Consider the following 20,230-nt stretch of genomic DNA (forward strand, 5'->3'; position numbering starts at 1 on the left):
TAAGGCAAAACCATCCTCACGGGACTTAAGCATTTTTGAAGGAAAAATAAGCCTAAAACCTATACAGGGTAGGGTAAATACACCAAATACCCAAAAATGATCCAAACGCAAATATATCAACAAACGAAGCAATAATAAAATTCATTACAGACGCTGCAATCACTACCCTTTTAGCCCGGATTTCTCAGTTGTGAGAAATCCAGGTGAAAACCCCGCCCTCAGTGTCAGCAGGGTGGGGTAGTTTAAGAAAACTGATCAACAGATTTTTTAAAGAAAAGAATCTGTTAATCAGATTTAGCCGGTTGCAAAAATCGGTTAAGATTACGCTTTATCTACTTTGAGAGTTCTGACGTGAAAAGAATGCGGTTGTCATTAATGCTATCAAATGTAGGTGTAGACCAGCGATCGACTACTTTGCCCATAATTGACATTTCTTGAACTAAGCGGTCAAATTTATCAGGGGTGAGAGATTGGGGGCCATCAGATAAAGCCTTAGCTGGATTGGGGTGAACTTCAATCATCAAGGCATCTGTACCAGCAGCGATCGCAGCCATTGCCATCGATGGAACATATTCAGACCTACCCGTACCATGACTGGGATCAATCATAATCGGTAAATGGGTAAGCGATCGCAACACCGGAAGCACCGATAAATCTAAAGTATTGCGGGCATATTTGCCATCAAAGGTTCTGATTCCCCGCTCACAAAGAATTACATTTGGATTTCCTGATGCCAAAATATATTCTGCCGCCATCAGCCACTCGTCAATTGTGGCAGACATCCCCCGTTTTAGCAGTACAGGTTTATCTTGAGCGCCTACCTTTTTGAGCAACGAAAAGTTATGCATATTCCGCGCCCCGATTTGGATTATGTCAGCTGTTTTCGCTACTGCTGATAAATCGGCAGCATCCATCAATTCGGTGACGATACCCAAACCAGTAGCTTCCCGCGCTGCTGCTAACAAATCTAAAGCGCTTTCACCATAACCTTGAAAGGCATAAGGTGAAGTACGGGGTTTGTAGGCTCCGCCACGCAGAAACTGTGCCCCTGCTGCCTTCACCCGCTTTGCCGTTTCGACAATCATCGCTTCATTTTCAACGGAACAAGGCCCAGCTACCACTACGATCGGATGGTGTTCGCCGAAATAGACATCACCGTTAGGTGTAGGTACAACGACCTCGCTGGCTTCTCCATGTCGGAATTCTCGACTTACCCGCTTGAAAGGTTGTTGTACCCGTACTACTTGCTCAATCCAAGGGCTGAACTCCTGAACCTGTAATTTATCGATGCTAGTAGTATCACCAATTAGCCCCAGCACAATTTTATGAGTGCCAACGCTTTTTTCTACTGTGACTCCCCAAGTCTCACTCAGTTCTTGGCTGATCCGAGTGATTTCCTCAACAGGCGTACCGCTCTTAAGTATGATAATCATCTATTTTTCCTTGCGTATAGTTTTGGGTGTAATACAGTCTGTTCGTAGGGGCACAGCAATGCTCATTGGTGTCAAATTAAGCGAAAACTCTTTTAAAACCTCGTTTTCAGCCTCTGGCTGGAAATGCATACCCTGGCGGCTCTGCCGCTAGGAGAGGGAGGCTCCGCCTCCGAACTGGCATTCCCAGTCTGAGACTCTTAACGAGGCACCTCTAAAAGCTTGTTCTAGACTGGCTTTCGCCTTAAGTTGACGCCTATGAGCAATGCTGCGCCTCTACAGCATGTGCATCCATTTGAGAATCGCTATAACTTAGTGGCTAATAGCAATTAGCGCAAAAATTCAGCAAGTTGTTCTAGTTTTGTCCAAGCCGCACCGCTTTGCAGAATTTTCTTGGCAAGGACAATACCTTTGACACAACCTGCTAAAACATCCGTTTCCCCATCAATCGGTTGACCAACTTGGAGCGCTAGGGCTGTATTTAAAGCGACTACATCTTGCTGCGCTTGAGTGCCTTTCCCTTGGAGAACTGCCTTCAAGATTTCGGCATTTTCTGGGACATCTCCACCGTGCAAAGCCGCAGTTGGTGCAAAACTCAAACCAAGTTCTTGAGGATTGAGCGTTAGACAACGCACTTTTTTATCTTGGAGTACAGCCAAGTCAGTGGCATCTGCCAAACCAGCTTCATCTAAACGTTCGCGTCCGTGAAGTGCGATCGCTTGCTGACATCCCAATTGGGATAAAGCTTGAACAATCTCCTCTAGTAAAAGCGGGTCGTTCACACCAATAATTTGCCCTGTCGGTCGCATGGGATTTACTAGCGGGCCGAGCAAGTTAAAAACAGTCCGCACTTTCAAAGTTTTTCGCAAAGTAGCGATCGCCTTGAGTGCAGGATGCCAGCCTGGAGCAAATAAAAAGGTGATCCCGACTTCGCCCACTGCGGCTTGCACTTTTTCAGGAGTGGCGTTGAGATTTATCCCCAAAGCTTCCAACACATCAGCAGAACCAGTTTTGCTAGATGCCGAACGATTGCCATGTTTGGCAACTTTTACCCCTGCGGCTGCGGCAACAAAGGCCACAGCAGTGGAGATATTAAAGGTTGAAGCTCCATCTCCACCAGTTCCACAGGTGTCTATTAGGGGAGTGGGGAGGGAGTAGGGAGTAGAAGAAGATTGGGATTGTAAGACGCTAGCCATGCCTACTAATTCTTCGGCAGATACGCCTTTGGCTTGAATTGCGGCTAAAATCGCTCCTGATAGTACATGAGGAATGGCATTTATCAGCCAACCTTGCATCAGATCCGCAGCTTGGGAAACCGTCAACGATTGCCGATTCAGCAACTGTTGCAATAAAGCTGGCCAGTTGTAGAACTCAGGAAGGATGAAGATGTTATCGGGTGGAGTTTGAATTACAGCCATCATATTCGTAATGGGCATTGGGCATTAGGCATTAGGCATTAGGCATTGGGTATTGGGCATTGGGTATTGGGTATTAGTAAAAGACAGACTACTAGTGATTCAGGATTTTGGCGACGGTTTGCACATCCTTGTCACCTCTACCAGAACAATTGATGACAATGCGGGGACTGCCTTCTAACTGAGGACAAAGGGTTTCTAGATAAGCGATCGCATGAGCAGTTTCTAAGGCTGGAATAATCCCTTCTAGTTGCGAAAGTCTTTGAAATGCTTCTAAAGCTTGCTTATCAGTTACGCTGTAATATTCGGCGCGACCAAGATCCTTTAAATAACTATGCTCAGGGCCAACACCGGGATAGTCTAATCCGGCGCTAATTGAATGGGCTTCGATAACTTGACCATCATCATCTTGCAGTAAATAGCTCATTGCACCGTGCAATACACCTATTTTTCCTTTTGTCAAGGTAGCAGCGTGTTTTTCTGTATCTACACCTTCACCCGCCGCCTCTACTCCAATTAGGCGAACTGAAGGTTCATGCACAAACTCTTTGAATAAGCCGATCGCATTAGAACCTCCACCCACGCAAGCCAGTAGAATATCTGGTAATCCTCCCCATTTCTCCTGTGACTGAGCGCGAGTTTCTACACCAATTACAGCATGGAAATCACGCACGATTAGCGGGTAGGGATGGGGCCCTGCAACAGAACCCAGGATGTAATGGGTTGTTTCCACATTCGTCACCCAATCACGGATTGCTTCAGAAGTTGCATCCTTGAGAGTTCCCGTACCTGCCTCTACTGGACGTACTTCTGCTCCCATCAACTTCATCCGAAAGACGTTGAGGGCTTGGCGTTCCATATCTTGGACGCCCATGTAAATTACACATTTCAAACCAAACCGCGCACATACAGTTGCAGTCGCAACTCCATGTTGACCTGCACCTGTCTCTGCGATAATCCGCTTCTTGCTCATGCGTTTAGCGAGTAACACTTGAGCCAAAGCATTATTGATTTTGTGAGCGCCTGTATGATTTAAATCTTCACGCTTTAAATAGATTTGCGCTCCCGTGCCATCTGGTCTAGCGTAGTTTGTTGTCAGGCGTTCAGCAAAATATAATGGGGTGGGTCGTCCAACATAATCGCGGAGTAAGTCTTGCAGTTCCGCTTGGAAACTTGGCTCATTGCGATATTGATGAAATGCGGTTTCTAACTCACCTAATGCAGGCATTAAGGTTTCGGGGACGTATTTACCACCGAATTTTCCAAACCTGCCTAAAAGGTCAGGTTGCACGGTCGTAGATGAAATCGCAGTTTTGATATCTTGTATGCTTACCATAGTTCAAAATCCTTTAAACTTTAAGTATTTTTTACTCTCTTCTAACTTTTTAGAACTTATCCCAGAGATAAGATTCTTTTTGCGTTTTCTTTTCAGAGGTTTGGTAGATATAGCCTAGTTCCCTGTGATTCAAAACATCTATAGGGCGCACCAAATCGTCAGAGTTAAAATTTGGTAATAGGGATAGTAAATCTCCTAAGGCCGTAGCTTTCGGGTTAGACATACCGCCGTCCCAAGGCCACATTAGGTCTTTAGGATTGTGTCCATAAGGCTGACTATGACCATCGGGAGGATAAAAATCGCTGCCTTTATGACCGTTGTCTTGCCATTGGGCCCAGAGGCGGTCTGCGTTGGCATGATGCAACCAAAACACTGGGTCATAGGGCGAACTTGGTATATTGCTCATCGTACCCAGACTCTTAAACGTTATGGGTGTTGTAGTCGCGTTTATCTTTACCCCACCGACAAAGGCATGAATGTAGTTGTGGATGAATCCTCCTGGCGTGACTTTACCTTGCTCATCTACAGAGATAAATCCTTCCAAAGCAGGGCGAAATAGAGAATAATCATTAAGAGCAAGGACACGCTCAACATCTTTTTTGGGCAAAGGGTAATCACTGGCAGGAGGTAGTCGGAGAAAGCGTACAAGTGATGTACCTAAAGATGTTCCGGTATCTGGGTCAATGTTTAATGCTGGATTCATAACCCAGCCATTTGCAGCAGCAAAAGCCCCAGGCACTGGGCCGCCTGTAAAATTCCCCTGATTTGGAATTTTGATGGTTACTCCTTGACCGTTAGAACCAAGAAAGTCATCGTTAAAAATCACATCAAGTGCTTTGGCGTCAGTCCAATCCCAGTATGGCAGGCTAACAGTTGGGTCTACTGCTTGCAAAGCTTGTTCAAATCTGCGGATATATTCTCGATGCCAAGGGAAAAATGCGGCATTTTCATGAGCAAGTTCGTGAACGGAACCATCGGAATGTCCTTTATGGTTATGAATCAGGCGTGTTGCCCCTAGATGTATGGCAACGAATTGGTCGTAAATACTGAGCTTGCTACCTGCGGGAATTATCGTTTTTAAGGTTTTGATAGCTTTAACGAAAGCTGTTTTCTCTGCTGATGTCAGGTCAGTTACGTTCTTTCTTACAGCTTGGTGAGCCTGTTTTCCTGGAAAATTGTAATGCCAATGATATTCGTATTGTCTGTGATCAGTGCGATCGTGGGCAAAGACTGTAATAGCACAGGCACTAACTAGAAGTAGGCTATAAATTAATATTTTGACGGATTTCAGCAGGAGTTTCATTATCTTAATGGAAGCAGGGGGCAGGAGACAGGGGGCAGGGGGGAGAAAGAGAAATTAATCCCCTATTCCCTATTCCCTATTCCCTATTTACTAAGTCTGCGGGTGAATTTATCTCACCTCTTGAAGAGATGGACTTTCACGCTGACTTTCTGTAATGGCTGTTTTCAGTTCTTGACAAAGCTTTTCCACGGCTTGCAATCCTTCTGTCGGGCTACCTTCAGCTAACCGTTTAACGAAGGCACTACCAACAATCACCGCATCTGCTCCCCATTCCCTTACTTGATGCGCTTGTTCTGGCCCTGAGATGCCAAAACCAACGCCAATGGGTTTATCGGTGATGCTTTGCAAATCTGTAATTAAATACTTTACACGGTCTTGGATTTGAGCGCGGACACCTGTAACACCTGTAACGCTTACCAAGTAGATAAAACCGTGAGATTGACGAGCGATCGCTTCAATTCTATCTCTAGAACTGGTAGGAGCTACGAGTAAAATTACCTCAATTCCGAAAGATGCAGCAGTTTGGATTAATTCTTCTGCTTCTTCTAAGGGCAAGTCTGGCACTACCAACCCTTGCACGCCAGCAGCGGCAATTTTTCCTAAAAATGGCTTAATACCTCGGTACAAAATGGGATTGTAGTAAGTAAATAGAATGATTGGCGCTTTTAGGTTAGGAATCTCTGTGTGCAACATTTCTAGCACTTGCTCTAATTTCGTGCCTTTTTGCAAAGCACGGGTTGCTGCTGCTTGAATTACAGGGCCATCTGCTAAAGGATCGGAGTAGGGAACGCCCAACTCGATGAAGTCAGCACCATTGCGATCTAAGATACGTAAAGCTTCGGCAGTGGTTTCTAAGTTAGGATCGCCTGCTGTGATAAAGGGGATTAAAGCACACTGTTGGCGATCGCGTAAAGTTTGAAAGGAATCAGAGATAGAAGTCATTCTAAAAAATGGTTAATGGTTAGTTAATAGTTTTGGAAGAATCAACATTTAGCAATTATCGATGTTCACCCTAGATTTTTTGTCGTCGAGTCTTTGAACCTCGTGAATGAGTCTTTTAGCTCCGTTAACGAGTCTTTGAACCTCGTCAACGAGTCTTTTAGCTCCGTCAACGAGTCTTTTATCTCCGTCAACGAGTCTTTTATCTCCGTCAACGAGTCTTTTATCTCCGTCAACGAGTCTTTTAGCTCCGTTAACGAGTCTTTTATCTCCGTCAACGAGTCTTTTAGCTCCGTCAACGAGTCTTTTAGCTCCGTCAACGAGTCTTTGAACTCCGTCGTCGAGTATCAAAGCTTCATTTTTTTAGATTGGAGATTCTAGCAATAGGTAATGGTTTACAGCAAGACACAAATTAACCATGAGCGATAAATCATAAACGTTGACTTATACAACCTGTACAACAATCTTGCCGCGCACACCCTCACCGCCTTCCTCAAACGTTTTATGCGCTTGTGCCACCTGATGAAGTGAAAAAGTCTTACTGACAACAGGTTTGATATGACCTCGTTCAATTAGGTTTCTCAAGGCATCAAGCTTAGGACGGGTGCAATCTAAGTGTGTAAAGTGGACAGTAATATTTTTGAAAATAGCGATGTTGAAATCACCCGTCACGCCTGTTATAGTGACAGCGCGACCATCAGCTTTTGTAACCGCCAAACTTTTAGCTAAAATTTCGCCGCCAACAGTAGTAAAGGTTACGTCAACACCTGCACCGCCTGTTTCCTGCATAATGATCTTAATAAAGTCTTCGTTGCGGTAATCGATCGCTCTGTCTGCACCGATGGACTTGACAAAATCGATATCATAATTGCCGCAGGTTGTGTAAACGTAAGCGCCTGCTGCTTTAGCTATTTGAATAGCGAATGTGCCGACACCGCCTGCACCACCATGAATCAACACAGTTTCACCGACTTTGATATTTGCTCTAGTGATGAGTGCAGCCCATGCTGTACCCCCTGCCACAGGTACGCTAGCAGCTTCTAAATGGGATATATTTGTAGGCTTTTTGGCAATAGTTGATTCATTTGCGACATGATACTCCGCATTAGCACCACCACCTTCTTCATGTGCTATTGCATAATAAACTTCGTCACCCACCTGAAAATCCCTAACATTTTCGCCCACTGTCTCAACGACACCGGAAACGTCAAAGCCGAGAATTGCAGGCAATTTTACCCTTGGTCCAAAAATTCCTTGGCGCACCCCGCAGTCGGCTGGGTTCACGGAGGTGGCATAAACCTTGATTAAAACTTCGTTGTTCTTTGGTGTTGGTTTATCCACTTCACTTTCTACAAAGACTTCTGGACTTCCGAAGTTTGTGATCACCATCGCTTTCATCCAATTGCCTCAAAGCAAAATCAGGAACAGGGAAAGGGTTTAGGGGGAAGGGAAAAGGGAAGAATTATTTTCTATGATCCCTTAAATGTCCCCTTTACCCACCTTCAGCGAGAAGCCTATTTTCGCAAAGAGCCACTCAACCGCCTTAAAAAGACTTACTCTCATTCCCTCCTTTTTAAGGAGGGTTAGGGAGGATCAAGTGTTAGCATACGCACAGCTTGTTCTACATCACTTTGTTTAACTAAAGACTCTCCAATCAAAACTGCACGCGCACCAGCCTCAGCGACAAAAGATAAATCCGCAGGTGTATACAATCCAGATTCGCTGACGACGGTGATATCCAAACTTTGTAATTTTTGTTGGCGCTGTGCTAAAAGTTGCTGTGTTGTTCCTAAATCAAGGGTAAAATCTTCTAAATTGCGATTGTTGATTCCTACTAAACGTAAATCGTCAAGCTTTAGCACCCGATCCAGTTCAGCCAAGGTATGGACTTCCACCAGTGCATTCATGCCCAAATCATGAATTACTCGCAAAAAATCTTGGAGTTCTTGGTCTGATAAAATGGCGGCAATCAACAAAACTGCATCTGCACCCACTGTTCGTGCTAAATAAATTTGGTAGGGGTCAATGATGAACTCCTTGCACAGTAGGGGTAATGCTACTTGCGATCGCACGTTAGCAAGATTCTCAAAACTGCCTTGAAAAAACTTTTGGTCAGTCAGGACTGATAAACAAGCTGCACCACCTCGTTCATAAGCTTGAGCGATCGTTACTGGGTCAAAATCTGCGCGAATAATCCCCCGGCTGGGTGATGCCTTTTTAACCTCGGCAATTAAGCTCGGTTGGTTGGGATTTTCTTGTAAAGCAGTCAAGAAATTTCGCACAGTCGGGGCTGCATTTAACTGTTGTCGCAAGGAAGGTAAAGGCAGTTCTTGCTGCATTTTTGCAACTTCTTGCCTTTTATGCAACACAATTTCTTCAAGAATATGGCGGGGAGGGGCAACTCGGTTAATCATAAAATACTTGACGGAATGGGGAGTGGCAGGAAATGGGGAAATAACTAATTATTCTCGTTATTCTCGTTCCCAGATGGAATCTGGGAATGCATTCTGTGCAGGCTCTGCCTATCCGGTACGACTAAAAACACTCTTAAAATCATAGGCAAAAAATGCGTCTAGTTATGAGGCAAAGCCTCAGGGATGGCATTTCTATGCAGAGCATGGGAACGAGGCGAGACTCTTAACTTCAAACTCCTAACTAATAACAGATGATTCTTTGGTTTGAGTATATGCACGCACCACATTTTTAATGATTTCCAGACCAACTTCTTCCGCTAAAGTCATGATTGATTCTGGATGAAACTGAACGGCGGCGATGGGAAGTGTCTGATGTTCAATGCCCATAATTACGTCGTCATCAGACATCGCTGTTACTTTCAGTTCTTTTGGCAAACGTTCCGGTAGGGCAAACAATGAGTGATATCTACCGACTGTAAAAGATTGTGGTAAGTTTTTGAAGGTAACAGAATCTGAATCACTGACGAAAATCCGTGAGGATTTACCGTGTTGAGGATACTTGAGAACTCCTAATTCTCCATCAAAAGCTTCAACGATGCCTTGCAGTCCTAGACAAACTCCGAAAATAGGGATTTTGCGATGAAGAAGGGCACCGACAGTCTCTGGAACCCGAAAATCACTTGGTCTACCAGGGCCAGGAGATAAAACAACTAAGTCAGGGCGTTCTGTGTCGAATAGCGATTCTGAGAAACCATGACGGAGTGTGGTGACACTTGCACCAGTTTGGCGAATGTAATTGGCTAGGGTATGAACAAATGAGTCTTCATAGTCTATTAATAAGATGCGTTTGCCAGCTTCCCGACTTGAGAGGATTTTAGTTAATTTGATGGAACTCGACTGATCAATTTTCTGACTAGTTTGCTTGACACGACGAATCGTCTCAAATAAAGCAGCACCTTTAGTAATTGTTTCTTGTTCTTCTGCTTGTGGAATGGAGTCATAAAGGACAGTAGCACCAACTCGCACTTCAGCGATGCAGTCTTTTAATCGGATTGTCCGCAGAATTAATCCAGTATTTAAATTCCCATTGAAATTTAAATAGCCAACTGCTCCACCATACCAACGTCGAGCGCTCTTTTCATGCTGTTCAATAAAATCTATTGCGGCTCTTTTGGGTGCGCCGGTGACTGTAACCGCCCAAGTATGGCTCAAGAATGCATCTAAGGCATCAAATTGCGATCGCAGTGTCCCCTCAACATGATCTACTGTATGAATTAAGTGGCTGTATAATTCAATTTGGCGACGACCAATCACTTGTACTGAGCCAGGTTCACAGATTCGGGATTTGTCATTGCGATCGACATCAGTACACATCGTCAACTCAGCTTCGTCTTTGTGGGAGTTGAGTAAATGACGAATTTGCACCGCATCATCAAGAGCATCTTGTCCTCGGCTAATGGTACCACTAATTGGACAGGTTTCTACCCGCTTCCCTTCAACCCGCACAAACATTTCTGGAGATGCACCAATAAGATATTCTCCACCTAGATTAAAAATAAATCCATAAGGACTAGGATTTATTTCTTTTAAAGTTTCAAATAACTTGCTGGGTTGGTCTTCATAGCTTTCAAAAAAGTTTTGACTAGGAACAACTTCAAATAAATCACCTCGGCGGAAATAATCGAGTGCAACCTCAACTTTTTTGGCATACTCCCCTACTTTATGGTCAGCAGTTTTATTTGGGAGAAGATGTTTTCCGCGATAATCTAGAGACTCACCTGTTCGAGGAAGATTCTTAGTACTACCATGTGCTGTTTCAAATTCATATTGGAGACGGAATGCGCGTTGCTGATAGTAGTCAACAACTATTAATTCATCTGGCAGATAAAGCACTAAATCACGCTGATCTGTAGGACGTTCCAGACGTTGGGTAATTGGTTCAAACTGAAAAACTAAGTCGTAACCAAACGCACCATACAATCCTAAATGCTCGTCTTCTTCACTAGTAAAAGTATATAGAATTTCCCGGATAACAGTAAATGCTGAAGGTTGTTTACTACGTTCTTCTTCAGCGAATAATTTTTTGGCAGGTTTAACAAAGCCTACGATATGGTTATTATCTTGGGTGACTTTCTCAAGTTGTTCTGACTGGGATAAGCGCTCTAAGAGGAATGGTAAAAGGACTTGGCCGCGTTCATTCAACGCTATCAAAGTAAAAGTATTCTCCTGTGTAGCCAATTCCAATGGTGGATTGACAAATCCGATCGCCCATCTTTTGTATCTCCCTGGATATTCGTAGCTGCTCCTTAGCAAGCCTCCACGCTGAGAATTTAAGTGGAACAGAACATCTTCCAGGGCAGTGTCTATCTTCACTTCTGTCATGGAGCGATAAACAGTTACACCACCAAAGGTTTTGTAGCAATAGGAATCAAAAATCATGAGTAATTTCTCTGGAGTAGTTATTAATTAGTCATTATTTAAGATAATTTGTTATTATTTATGTATAAATAAATAACAAAGTTAGATGATTTTATTTTCATGTAATTCAATTTTTCTAATCCGCCAATTATTCCAAAAAAATATAAGTAAAGTTTTGTGTCTTATTTAAGAGTACTAGATATCAAGCAGACAATACATTGAATAATTTTTCGATTGGGTGTCAATTTATTCGCTTTTTATACTGCTTTTCTAGTACTTTTTCTAACAAGGCTATTTAAAAGTCTTCGCCTCCCTCAAAAGTAGTAGATGCTTTCACAAGTTGGTAGCAAAAAGATTGCCTCGCATCAAACCTTTGCATTACTTAGCTACTCTGCGGAAAGGCGAAGTGCCTATACGTTTAAAATTCACCCCTCAATTCACCACTAAAAAGAACCCTAAAACTTCCGCAACAGCGATATTGCTTGCCTGTACAAAAACAAATCCGCCTCGTGAACTTCAATTCCTTTTCCAATACGTTGTAACAGCGTTAAAGTCAATTCTCCACCCAAGTGTTCGCGGAACTCGCTTAAACCCCGGAACAGACAATGAGGATGTTCCAGTTGTGATAACTTATCATCCATTTCTGGCACATACAACGTGAAACCTAACGCCAACAAAGTATTTAATATCCGTTGCCATTCTGAACAATCCAGCAGTCCTAAAAGATAAGAATAGGTGCTATCCAAAGCGATGCCGATCGCAACTGCTTCGCCATGACGCAAACGATAATCTGTCAAATGCTCCAGTTTATGAGCCGCCCAATGTCCAAAATCCAGGGGACGAGACGAACCCATTTCAAAAGGATCGCCGCTATTGGCAATATGTTCTAGATGTAACTGAGCGCAACGATAGATGATCTCTTGCATAGTGTCCATGTCTCGCTGCACAAGGGCTGCGGTGTGGAAATGGATAAAATGAAAAAAGTTAGCATCCTTAATCAGCGCCACTTTGATTGCTTCTGCGATTCCAGAACGCCAATCGCGATCGTCTAAGGTTGTCAAAAAGGCAGAATCATTTATAACTGCATAAGGTGGCGCAAATGTGCCCAGAAAGTTCTTTTTACCAAAGGCATTGATGCCGTTCTTGACTCCCACCCCGGAATCATTTTGCGCTAACACCGTTGTCGGAATGCGAATCACGCGAATTCCCCGGTGAGCAGTTGCAGCAGCATATCCTACCAAATCCAACACAGCCCCACCCCCGATCGCTAATATGTAGGAGTGGCGACATAATCCTGCTGCTTCAATCTGTTGGTGGATTTGCTCTAGCAAAGTGGGATCATTTTTGGCAGCTTCTCCTCCCGAAATTATCATCGGTTGAGCTGCGATCGCTACCACCTCTGCATAAAACTTGGTATACGCTACTAATTGCTTAACCAATTCAGGTTGATACTGCAATATTCCTGCGTCTACCACTGCAACTACTTTCTTGGGCTTTGTCTCCCCATCCGCTGTAATCACTTGCGCTAGCGTCGGGTTTTTCAACTCAAATAAATTTTGGGTGAAGTAAACCTCGTAGTTGAAAGTAACCGAAACACGTTGATGAATTGGTTGCAGATTGAATCTACTTTTTTGCTTAATCTCAACTACCATATTTTTGCTGATCTATCTATAAGTGCGGCACGATTCAAAGCTTGAAGGAACATTTCTACTGAGTGAGAACCATTTATCTTGACTTTGTTATTGATGATGAAGAACGGCACACTGTTGATGCCATTCGGTCTAGCAAATGTTGATTCAGCTACAAAGGCTTTAACCGCAGCATCATCATTTAATTGTAACCATAATTCTCTATAATCCATTTTATAAGCTGTACCTATGGTAATTAGAACGTCAATATCTCCAATGTTCAAACCGTTTTCAAAGTAAGCTTTATAAATGGCTTCTACGACATCATTTTTTACGTTTACTGGTGCGAGTGCAATCAGTTTGTGAGAAAGCTTAGTATTGACAGCCAAACGAATTTTGTCAAAATGTAGCTTGACTCCAGCTGCCTCACCTGCGCGTCGTGTAGAATCAAACAGAAGTTGCAGTTCTTCTGCTTTGATACCTTTTCTATTTCGCATAAAGCTGTAAAATTCGTACCCGTCAGCAGGAACAGCATTGTCGAGAATAAAGGGATGCCAGCGGATATCTACTTCTTTTTCTTGCCATTGTGCCAGTGCATCAAACAGATTCTTTATTCCAATTCTGCACCAGGGACAAACAGGATCGTGAAAGATGTCTATCAGCATATTTTTTGTTCCTTAAATGCTAATATTTGTGTGCATCTGTGGTTTAAAATCTGGTTGTAGAGACGTTTTAGCTGTTGTTTTTAAAGGCTGTAGCAAAGTGTTAATTTTCTCTTAAAAAAAGCTTTGAGTATTTTCAAATTCTTGAATTAATGCGTCTCTATCTTTACTCAACACCAGTTTCGCTAAACGGCTATAAGTATTAGCTAAAGACCTAATTGCATCACACCTCTCTTCTGTAGCTAACATAATATCAACACATAAGTGAGGATTTTGAGAAAACAAACGTTTAACAATGTCAATTTCTTGACGGTAGTTAGGAGTTGACATTGTTAGACTTTGCTCTATGTTAACTCTTGTTTGTGCTAAGAAAACACCAAGACTAAATCTACAAAAATGCTGCGTTGCTTGAATAATCACCATCATTTGATCATGTTCTTCAGGCGTGCAAACAATCAACTCCCCACCTTGACTTTTAAGAAAATCTAATAACCAGTGAAATGAATCATCGTTTCGACCTGGACACACTACCACTTTTTGTCCTAAAAACGATTTTATATTTGGCCCAAACATTGGATGTAAACCCATGACTGGGCCTGAATGGTGTTCGAGCATTGCCTGAGTTGGCTGAGTCTTTACACTCGTGATGTCACACAAAGCTGTATTTGGGGCAAGGTATTTAGCTGCACGCTTGATAACATCAACTGTATATTCAATAGGAACGCTTACTAATACTAATTCTGCCTGACTTAACAGTTGATCTGCATACTCCCAATCTTCATGTTCGAGAACACTAACATTGTGACCTACTTGCTGAAGCTGCTCTTTAAATAATCTTCCCATCCTGCCACATCCACCGATGATGGTAATTTGTCGGGCGCTGAGATGATTTATTGCAGATTTAGGAATTAGAGTGGCATGACAACTATTTACTACACCTGCCCAAACAGACTCAGGAATACCAGCTTCAGCAAGTAGGGGAGCCACACCAGCCAGTTGTTCATCTAAAGAAGGAAATTCTGATGCTGCTAATAATGATAGGCGATCGCTCAGTAAGGCGATCAAGCTTTGGTCAGTTTTTTTAAGCTGATCTGAATAAGAGGATTTCAAGGGCATTTTTGCTGTCCCCAATTTTCAAATATCAACAAGTGATTCTTTAGAACTCATTTCGGGCAAGATATCCAAAGTTGTTGCTCCTTTGGCAATCACATCAGAAAATAACTCTTCATACCGATCTAATGCTTGCTCAAAGGAATAGTTTTCTACCGCAAACTTTCTTCCTCTACGCCCTAATTGCGCTGCTAATTCCGGCTGATTATATAAATCCAATACCGCCGCAGCCAAAGCATCTGCTGACTCTGGCTCAACGATAATGCCACCGTCACTTTCTCGGATAGCTTTGGCAGCAGTCCCAGTGGCGGGAACTGAAGCCACAATTGGGCGACCACTGGCTAACAGCAGTGGTATTTTAGAAGGCATATTGAAGGAAATCACATTGCGCTTTTGCACAATCAACCCGACGTCTGTTGCTGCTAACATTTGTGGTAGTTTTTCTCGCGGTTGCAATGGTAAAAGCAAAACGTTATCTGCTCCACAAGCAAGACAATGTTTTTGCAACCTTTCGAGAGCTTGGGATTCCCCAGCTATGACAAAGACAATTTCTTTTTGATGACGCAAGTGAGATGCTGCTTCTATTACTGTTTCCAAACCTTGCGTCAGAGCAATATTACCTGAGTAAAGCACTACAAATTTACCATCGAGTTGATGGGTAGCTCTCCAAGAATTTTTCTCCTTCGGTAAAGGGCGGATAAAATTTAGATTCACCCAATTGGGAATGCAGGCAATTTTATTAGCAGGTACACCTTTATTTATTAAATTATCTACAAAGCCATCGGCAATCACGCTAACGGTATGTGCAGTTCGGTAGGCAAATTTTTCTAGCGCTTCTAGAGCGAGAATCATCAACTTATTTTTAATTAACCCAACACGCACGGCAGCTTCTGGGAGGATATCTTGCACATTCAACACTACTGGGCAATTGTATAACCAACCTATTAAGGTTGCAGGTAAGCAAACTAATAGTGGCGGTACTGTTAAGAGAATTACATCAGGTCGTTCGCCCTTGAGCGCTTGTGGCAAACTCGTAAAGACAAAGCTCAACTCTAGGAGTAGCCGATCTATAAGGTTGGGTTTAGACTTAATCCGCAGGTAACTACGCTGAATATTGACACCATTTTTCTGTTCAGTAACGTATAACTTACCCTGATACCCATCGTAAATCTGACGCTGAGGATAGTTAGGCATACCTGTGATTACCCGTACTTGGTGCCCTCGCTTCACTAGCCCTTCTGCTAGTTCAGTCATCAAAGGTGCAATACCAATTGGTTCTGGATGATAGTTATATGAATAAATCAGAATCTGCATGAGCTGTTAATGTCCTGGAAGCACCTTGATAATGTTGGCTTTGTTGTGTTAACCCAGTTTTTATCTCCCTTGTTTTGAAAATTTCTTAGGGGAGCCAGTAGGGTGTGTTACCGCGAAGCGTAACGCACCAAAATTCTTGAGATGGTGGGTTATACCCTTGGCTAACCCACCCTACGAAACTGTTACTCAAGCATCAAAACTCAGCACTGTTTTTGCAGTTCCTTCTCTAAACCGAAGACTGTTTTTTGTTGCCCACGTTTCTTCAATGTAACGGTAGCAGCCCCAAATCCAAGTAATGCTAAACCCAATATTGAACTAGATTCAGGTACTTGAGTTGTGCCCTCTACATTTAACACTTGGACGCGACCTTGGAAGAAATCGCCCACATAAAGCTTGCCATCTTTGAGGGCTGTACCACCCGTCCAGTTAAATTTGCCTGGAGTGAGGTCGAGGGGATTGCCAAAAGGAGGACCAGTTAATGCTGGAGGCGGGACTGGGTTGCCTGATGCATCTAGGGCTGGTTGACCGTAGGAAGTCAGGAACGTACCGTTTTTATCAAATACCTGAACGCGGCTGTTGATAGAATCAGCTACATAAACATTCTCTTGGTCGTCCACTTCGATGCCAATTGGCTGAAGAAGCTGTCCAGGTCCGCTACCTGCTGAACCAAATGTGTACAGAGGTTTTCCATTTGGATCGAGTACTTTAACGCGGTTGTTATACTGGTCAGCTACAAAGATATTTCCACTGACTGGGGAAATTCTTATACCTGCTACACCTTGAGTTTCTCCAAGTCCAGTGCCGACATTGCCACCAATGACACCAATTTGCTTTCCGTCAGGTGTGAATTTAAAGATCCTTTCGCCGTTAAAATCACCTGCGTAAACGTTACCAGCTTTGTCAAATGTCACACCAGATGGTCCAAAGAAAATCCTACCTGGTATGAGACCGGTAAAATCTCCATTTGCAAAGGATCTAATAAATTTACCCTGAGAATCGAATTGATTGATGCGGTTGTTGTAAACATCACCTGCATACAAATCCCCTGTTACGGGATTAAAGTCTACAGTTGTTGGCTCGTCAAACTGTCCGGGCCCTGTGCCGCCGGAGCCAATTGCTCCAATATACTGACCGCTTGGACTAAATTTTTCAATTTTGTTACCGACGTTGTAGTTAGGAGTACCATCCGGGTTAACACCGCGTCCGTTAGATATAAGGGTATTCCCTTGGCTATCCACCGCTATGCCTTGGGGAACAAACAGTTGCCCAGGACCGAAGCCAGGTTCGCCGATACTTCTGTCGTAAGTTAATGTTACAGCCTTGGCTTGGGCTGCTGTTGCCAACACCAAGAATCCAGTACCGAGAATGCCGATTGACAAATTTTTGACTAAACCCATGAGTTTGAAGTCCTGGTTGTATGAGTTATACTCTTTCCTAGATTAATTTTGTTCCCAGTCCCAATTTGGGAACCCGGTAATTTAGGCTGCTGCCTCTTGTTTGAAATGCAACTTTCTGTATGAGGCAGCAGCCTATTTTGTAGAATTTACTCGGAATTAGACAGTCTCTACTTTGGCTAATTCTTTGCTACGTTTGCGCTTCAGCATTGAAGTTGCACCTAAAGCACTAGCAACTATCAGACCTATTGAAGAGGTGGGTTCGGGAACTTTGGTTACTCTAGGATCAATCTTGATAACTTGTCCTGTTCCTGCGAGTCTGGCTCGGTTTGCAATATATAAATCACCATCAGGGCCATAAGTGATGCCAGAACCAGCTTCTAGTCCATCACCACTCCAAATCGTTTCACGAGTACCATCAGTGCCTATTTTGATCACAGAACCACTAATATCACCAGTGATAATACCGCCCTGTTGAATTTCTTTCCATTCGGAATGATTGATGTGTTGCAAGGCGTACAAATTGCCCTCAGGGTCGTATGTTACGCCAGTCAGCTGTGTAAAGCCATCGGCGATAACTTTTGATTGCAAGGTATTGGGGTCAAAGCTAAAGATACGTGCTTCTTTCTCTGGATAGGGAAAGTAAGTGTATTCGCTGACTGTTAAACTGCCATCTGGAGCAACTGTGATACCTGTAGGTACTGATTGCTGTGTTACAGGAAGCTTTGTTGGATCTACACCTGGGGGAAGCTTAGGAAATTCAAGTTTCTTATCTATCGTTTTCTTAGGAACTGCGGCTACGTTCTTAATACCACTGCCATCGAGTGCCACACTATATATAGAGTTTCCACCACCATCAACTACGTAACCAGTCTCACCTTTAATTGCCAAAGCATAGGGGTTGGAAATCAAATCAGTACCATCAGGATTAAATGCAGTTTCGTATTTTGCAAAATCGGCAAGAGTTGTCAACCCACCAGTTTTTAAGTCTACTTTGTATAATTTTCCGAGGTCAGGCGATTTTAAAACGGTATCACGATTGGTTGGATCGCCTGCTAGACCCGTCAAAAGATAAGCGTTACCTAGAGAATCAAATTTGATGTCGGCAGGCCCGGCTGCTTGTTCCCCAGAGGGCGATAATGCTAAAGAAGTCAGATCGGAAATTATATTTGTTTTTGTACCGTCTTTAGCAATTTTGATCAGGGAGCCATTCTGACCTGCACATAAAGGAATATACCCTGCGCTAGGTGATGCAATGCATCTTCCGTCTTTTCCATCACCCCCAGAACCGCTTTCTGTAACATAAAGATTGCCGCTAGAATCAAAGTCCATTCCGCGTGGGTTACTAAGACCATCAGTAACTACCGTTAGGCTTGCAGCTTCGGCTGCTTTTGGTACAGAAACGCCAGCAATACAAAGGGTCAAAAGTGTAAGAGTAAATGATTTGAGTTTCATACCTTTGGAGATTGAGAGTTAAGTAAGTGGAAACTTTTATGGTTTTAAAGACAACGAATCGCAGTCTTTGAGGAACGCAGGATTGGTTTGAAACTCTTTACTTGAGCGCCACGGCTCTATGTATGGAAGGTTTAGTGGCTCTCTTTTTGTGCAAGCAACCAACGCCAAAGGCAGCGATCGCTAACACACCTAAAGCAGAATCAGGTTCAGGGACAGATTTGGTATTTTCAATTCTGAGAACTTGTCCAAGTCCTGGGCGATCGCCTCGGTTGGTAACGTATACTGCACCATCAGCACCAATAGTCAGGGCGCTAGGCGACTCTAATCCATTGCCACTCAGAAGAGTTGTGCGTGTCCCATCAGTAGCTATTTTGATTACAGAACCATCAAAATTACCCTTCCAGGCTGACTGATTGGCGTACTGCAAAGCATATAAATTGCCCGCAGGATCAAATTCCAAGTCTGTAAGTTGGGTAAAACCATCTGCAAAGACTGTTGATGTTCCATCAGCACCAACTCGATAGATTTTTGCCCCACCTTCAGGGAAGGGAAAACCAGTAAATTGGCTGACATAATAAGCACCATCAGGCCCTTTTGCCACACTTGAGGGGACTGGTTGAGTTGCAAACTGCGATCGCACCGCTTCACCTTGAGATGGCACTTGTGCCGGTTCATTGGATGGGGTACCCTCAGGTGGAAAGACAGGATTACTCAATATGTCTTGAGGAAATGTAGTAATAGCTTGCAAATTACTACCATCAATATTCACACTGAGTAAGTCATTTGCACCTGCATCTGATGCAACCAACTTATTGCCATCGATTACCAAACCCAAGGGATTGCTATCGACATCACCACCATCGGGATTGTTAGCGAGTTCATAGTTAGCTAAATCAGCAATAGTCGTCCAGGAATTGGTATTAAAATCGGGAGCGATGATTTTACCAAGGTCAGTGTTACCTAAATTGCGATCGCGAAAGGCTGGATTAGCCCCATACCCAATCAGAACATAAGGTTTACCTGTAGCATCAAATTTGATGTCACGAGGACCAGCACCTCCACTACCATCTGGTAATGCTAACGAAGGGAGTCCTGTAAGTATCCGCTCTGTCTTACCATTCTCAATTTTGGTAACTGCACCACTTCTGCCATAACATAAAGAACCGCCTTGACCACTTGGTGGTGGAACACAAGCTCCACTTCCCCCTATTCCCGCCTCTGTAACATAGAGATTACCATCAGGACTAAAGCTCAGACCTCCGGCATTATATAGACCATCGGCGATTACCGAAAATGATGCAGCTGAGGCAGCTTTCATTCCAGAAAAAGTGGCAACACAAAAAGTGAGAAAAGTAATAGTAAGTGGTTTCAGTTTCATGTGTCGCAATACAGCTTTGGGTAAAATCGTGGAG

At 43.4% G+C, this 20,230-nt stretch carries 16 protein-coding genes; all 16 read right to left on the reverse strand.

Annotated features, from left to right (window positions below; genetic code table 11):
* Positions 1–332 precede the first annotated feature (332 nt).
* The 16 genes from aroF to V7K46_RS09645 all read right to left on the reverse strand — a co-directional run bounded on the left by aroF (position 333) and on the right by V7K46_RS09645 (position 20,196).
* The gene (gene aroF, locus V7K46_RS09570; RefSeq protein ID WP_335112451.1) at positions 333–1,433 is read right to left on the reverse strand and encodes a 3-deoxy-7-phosphoheptulonate synthase; all 1,101 of its coding nucleotides are present in this window, start codon (positions 1,431–1,433) and stop codon (positions 333–335) included.
* Between the two features lie 326 nt (positions 1,434–1,759).
* Positions 1,760–2,851 (reverse strand): anthranilate phosphoribosyltransferase, encoded by a 1,092-nt coding sequence (trpD, locus tag V7K46_RS09575; protein WP_335112536.1) that lies wholly within the window; start codon positions 2,849–2,851, stop codon positions 1,760–1,762.
* An 88-nt stretch (positions 2,852–2,939) separates the two neighbouring features.
* Complete coding sequence (trpB, locus tag V7K46_RS09580) at positions 2,940–4,181, reverse strand: tryptophan synthase subunit beta (RefSeq protein WP_335112453.1); 1,242 nt, start codon at positions 4,179–4,181, stop codon at positions 2,940–2,942.
* A 49-nt stretch (positions 4,182–4,230) separates the two neighbouring features.
* On the reverse strand, positions 4,231–5,484 hold the full coding sequence (locus V7K46_RS09585; protein ID WP_335112455.1) for a tyrosinase family protein: 1,254 nt from the start codon (positions 5,482–5,484) through the stop codon (positions 4,231–4,233).
* A gap of 108 nt (positions 5,485–5,592) precedes the next feature.
* Positions 5,593–6,426 carry a tryptophan synthase subunit alpha gene (gene trpA, locus V7K46_RS09590; protein WP_335112457.1) on the reverse strand — a complete coding sequence of 278 codons (834 nt, stop codon included), beginning with the start codon at positions 6,424–6,426 and terminating at the stop codon, positions 5,593–5,595.
* 48 nt (positions 6,427–6,474) lie between these two features.
* Positions 6,475–6,774, reverse strand: a complete 300-nt coding sequence (locus tag V7K46_RS09595; RefSeq protein WP_335112459.1) for a hypothetical protein — start codon at positions 6,772–6,774, stop codon at positions 6,475–6,477.
* A gap of 93 nt (positions 6,775–6,867) precedes the next feature.
* On the reverse strand, positions 6,868–7,812 hold the full coding sequence (locus V7K46_RS09600) for a zinc-dependent alcohol dehydrogenase family protein (protein WP_335112461.1): 945 nt from the start codon (positions 7,810–7,812) through the stop codon (positions 6,868–6,870).
* Positions 7,813–8,006: 194 nt separating this feature from the next.
* Positions 8,007–8,879: an indole-3-glycerol phosphate synthase TrpC gene (gene trpC / locus V7K46_RS09605; RefSeq protein WP_335112537.1), complete on the reverse strand. Its 873-nt coding sequence runs from the start codon at positions 8,877–8,879 to the stop codon at positions 8,007–8,009.
* Positions 8,880–9,074: 195 nt separating this feature from the next.
* Positions 9,075–11,276 (reverse strand): anthranilate synthase, encoded by a 2,202-nt coding sequence (locus tag V7K46_RS09610; protein WP_335112463.1) that lies wholly within the window; start codon positions 11,274–11,276, stop codon positions 9,075–9,077.
* Between the two features lie 434 nt (positions 11,277–11,710).
* On the reverse strand, positions 11,711–12,907 hold the full coding sequence (locus V7K46_RS09615; RefSeq protein WP_335112465.1) for a 3-dehydroquinate synthase: 1,197 nt from the start codon (positions 12,905–12,907) through the stop codon (positions 11,711–11,713).
* Positions 12,901–13,548 (reverse strand): DsbA family oxidoreductase, encoded by a 648-nt coding sequence (locus tag V7K46_RS09620; RefSeq protein WP_335112467.1) that lies wholly within the window; start codon positions 13,546–13,548, stop codon positions 12,901–12,903. The genes V7K46_RS09615 and V7K46_RS09620 overlap by 7 nt, the downstream gene beginning before the upstream one ends.
* 111 nt (positions 13,549–13,659) lie before the next feature.
* On the reverse strand, positions 13,660–14,661 hold the full coding sequence (tyrA, locus tag V7K46_RS09625) for a bifunctional chorismate mutase/prephenate dehydrogenase (protein WP_335112469.1): 1,002 nt from the start codon (positions 14,659–14,661) through the stop codon (positions 13,660–13,662).
* 18 nt (positions 14,662–14,679) lie between these two features.
* Positions 14,680–15,969, reverse strand: a complete 1,290-nt coding sequence (locus V7K46_RS09630) for a glycosyltransferase family 4 protein (RefSeq protein WP_335112471.1) — start codon at positions 15,967–15,969, stop codon at positions 14,680–14,682.
* A gap of 200 nt (positions 15,970–16,169) precedes the next feature.
* Positions 16,170–17,366, reverse strand: a complete 1,197-nt coding sequence (scyF, locus tag V7K46_RS09635; RefSeq protein ID WP_335112473.1) for a scytonemin biosynthesis PEP-CTERM protein ScyF — start codon at positions 17,364–17,366, stop codon at positions 16,170–16,172.
* A gap of 156 nt (positions 17,367–17,522) precedes the next feature.
* Entirely contained in the window at positions 17,523–18,818 is a 1,296-nt protein-coding gene (locus V7K46_RS09640; protein ID WP_335112475.1) for a ScyD/ScyE family protein, read from the reverse strand.
* A gap of 97 nt (positions 18,819–18,915) precedes the next feature.
* Positions 18,916–20,196, reverse strand: coding sequence for a ScyD/ScyE family protein (locus tag V7K46_RS09645; protein ID WP_335112477.1), 1,281 nt, complete (start codon positions 20,194–20,196; stop codon positions 18,916–18,918).
* Positions 20,197–20,230 lie beyond the last annotated feature (34 nt).

The organism is Nostoc sp. (genome assembly GCF_036917395.1).
Classification (GTDB): domain Bacteria; phylum Cyanobacteriota; class Cyanobacteriia; order Cyanobacteriales; family Nostocaceae; genus Nostoc.

Coding starts and splice junctions, on each gene's coding strand:
- aroF (WP_335112451.1), bottom strand. CDS start 1,433: ATGATTATCATACTTAAGAGCGGTACGCCTGTTGAGGAAATCACTCGG.
- trpD (WP_335112536.1), bottom strand. CDS start 2,851: ATGATGGCTGTAATTCAAACTCCACCCGATAACATCTTCATCCTTCCT.
- trpB (WP_335112453.1), bottom strand. CDS start 4,181: ATGGTAAGCATACAAGATATCAAAACTGCGATTTCATCTACGACCGTG.
- V7K46_RS09585 (WP_335112455.1), bottom strand. CDS start 5,484: ATGAAACTCCTGCTGAAATCCGTCAAAATATTAATTTATAGCCTACTT.
- trpA (WP_335112457.1), bottom strand. CDS start 6,426: ATGACTTCTATCTCTGATTCCTTTCAAACTTTACGCGATCGCCAACAG.
- V7K46_RS09600 (WP_335112461.1), bottom strand. CDS start 7,812: ATGGTGATCACAAACTTCGGAAGTCCAGAAGTCTTTGTAGAAAGTGAA.
- V7K46_RS09610 (WP_335112463.1), bottom strand. CDS start 11,276: ATGATTTTTGATTCCTATTGCTACAAAACCTTTGGTGGTGTAACTGTT.
- V7K46_RS09615 (WP_335112465.1), bottom strand. CDS start 12,907: ATGGTAGTTGAGATTAAGCAAAAAAGTAGATTCAATCTGCAACCAATT.
- V7K46_RS09620 (WP_335112467.1), bottom strand. CDS start 13,548: ATGCTGATAGACATCTTTCACGATCCTGTTTGTCCCTGGTGCAGAATT.
- tyrA (WP_335112469.1), bottom strand. CDS start 14,661: ATGCCCTTGAAATCCTCTTATTCAGATCAGCTTAAAAAAACTGACCAA.
- V7K46_RS09630 (WP_335112471.1), bottom strand. CDS start 15,969: ATGCAGATTCTGATTTATTCATATAACTATCATCCAGAACCAATTGGT.
- scyF (WP_335112473.1), bottom strand. CDS start 17,366: ATGGGTTTAGTCAAAAATTTGTCAATCGGCATTCTCGGTACTGGATTC.
- V7K46_RS09640 (WP_335112475.1), bottom strand. CDS start 18,818: ATGAAACTCAAATCATTTACTCTTACACTTTTGACCCTTTGTATTGCT.
- V7K46_RS09645 (WP_335112477.1), bottom strand. CDS start 20,196: ATGAAACTGAAACCACTTACTATTACTTTTCTCACTTTTTGTGTTGCC.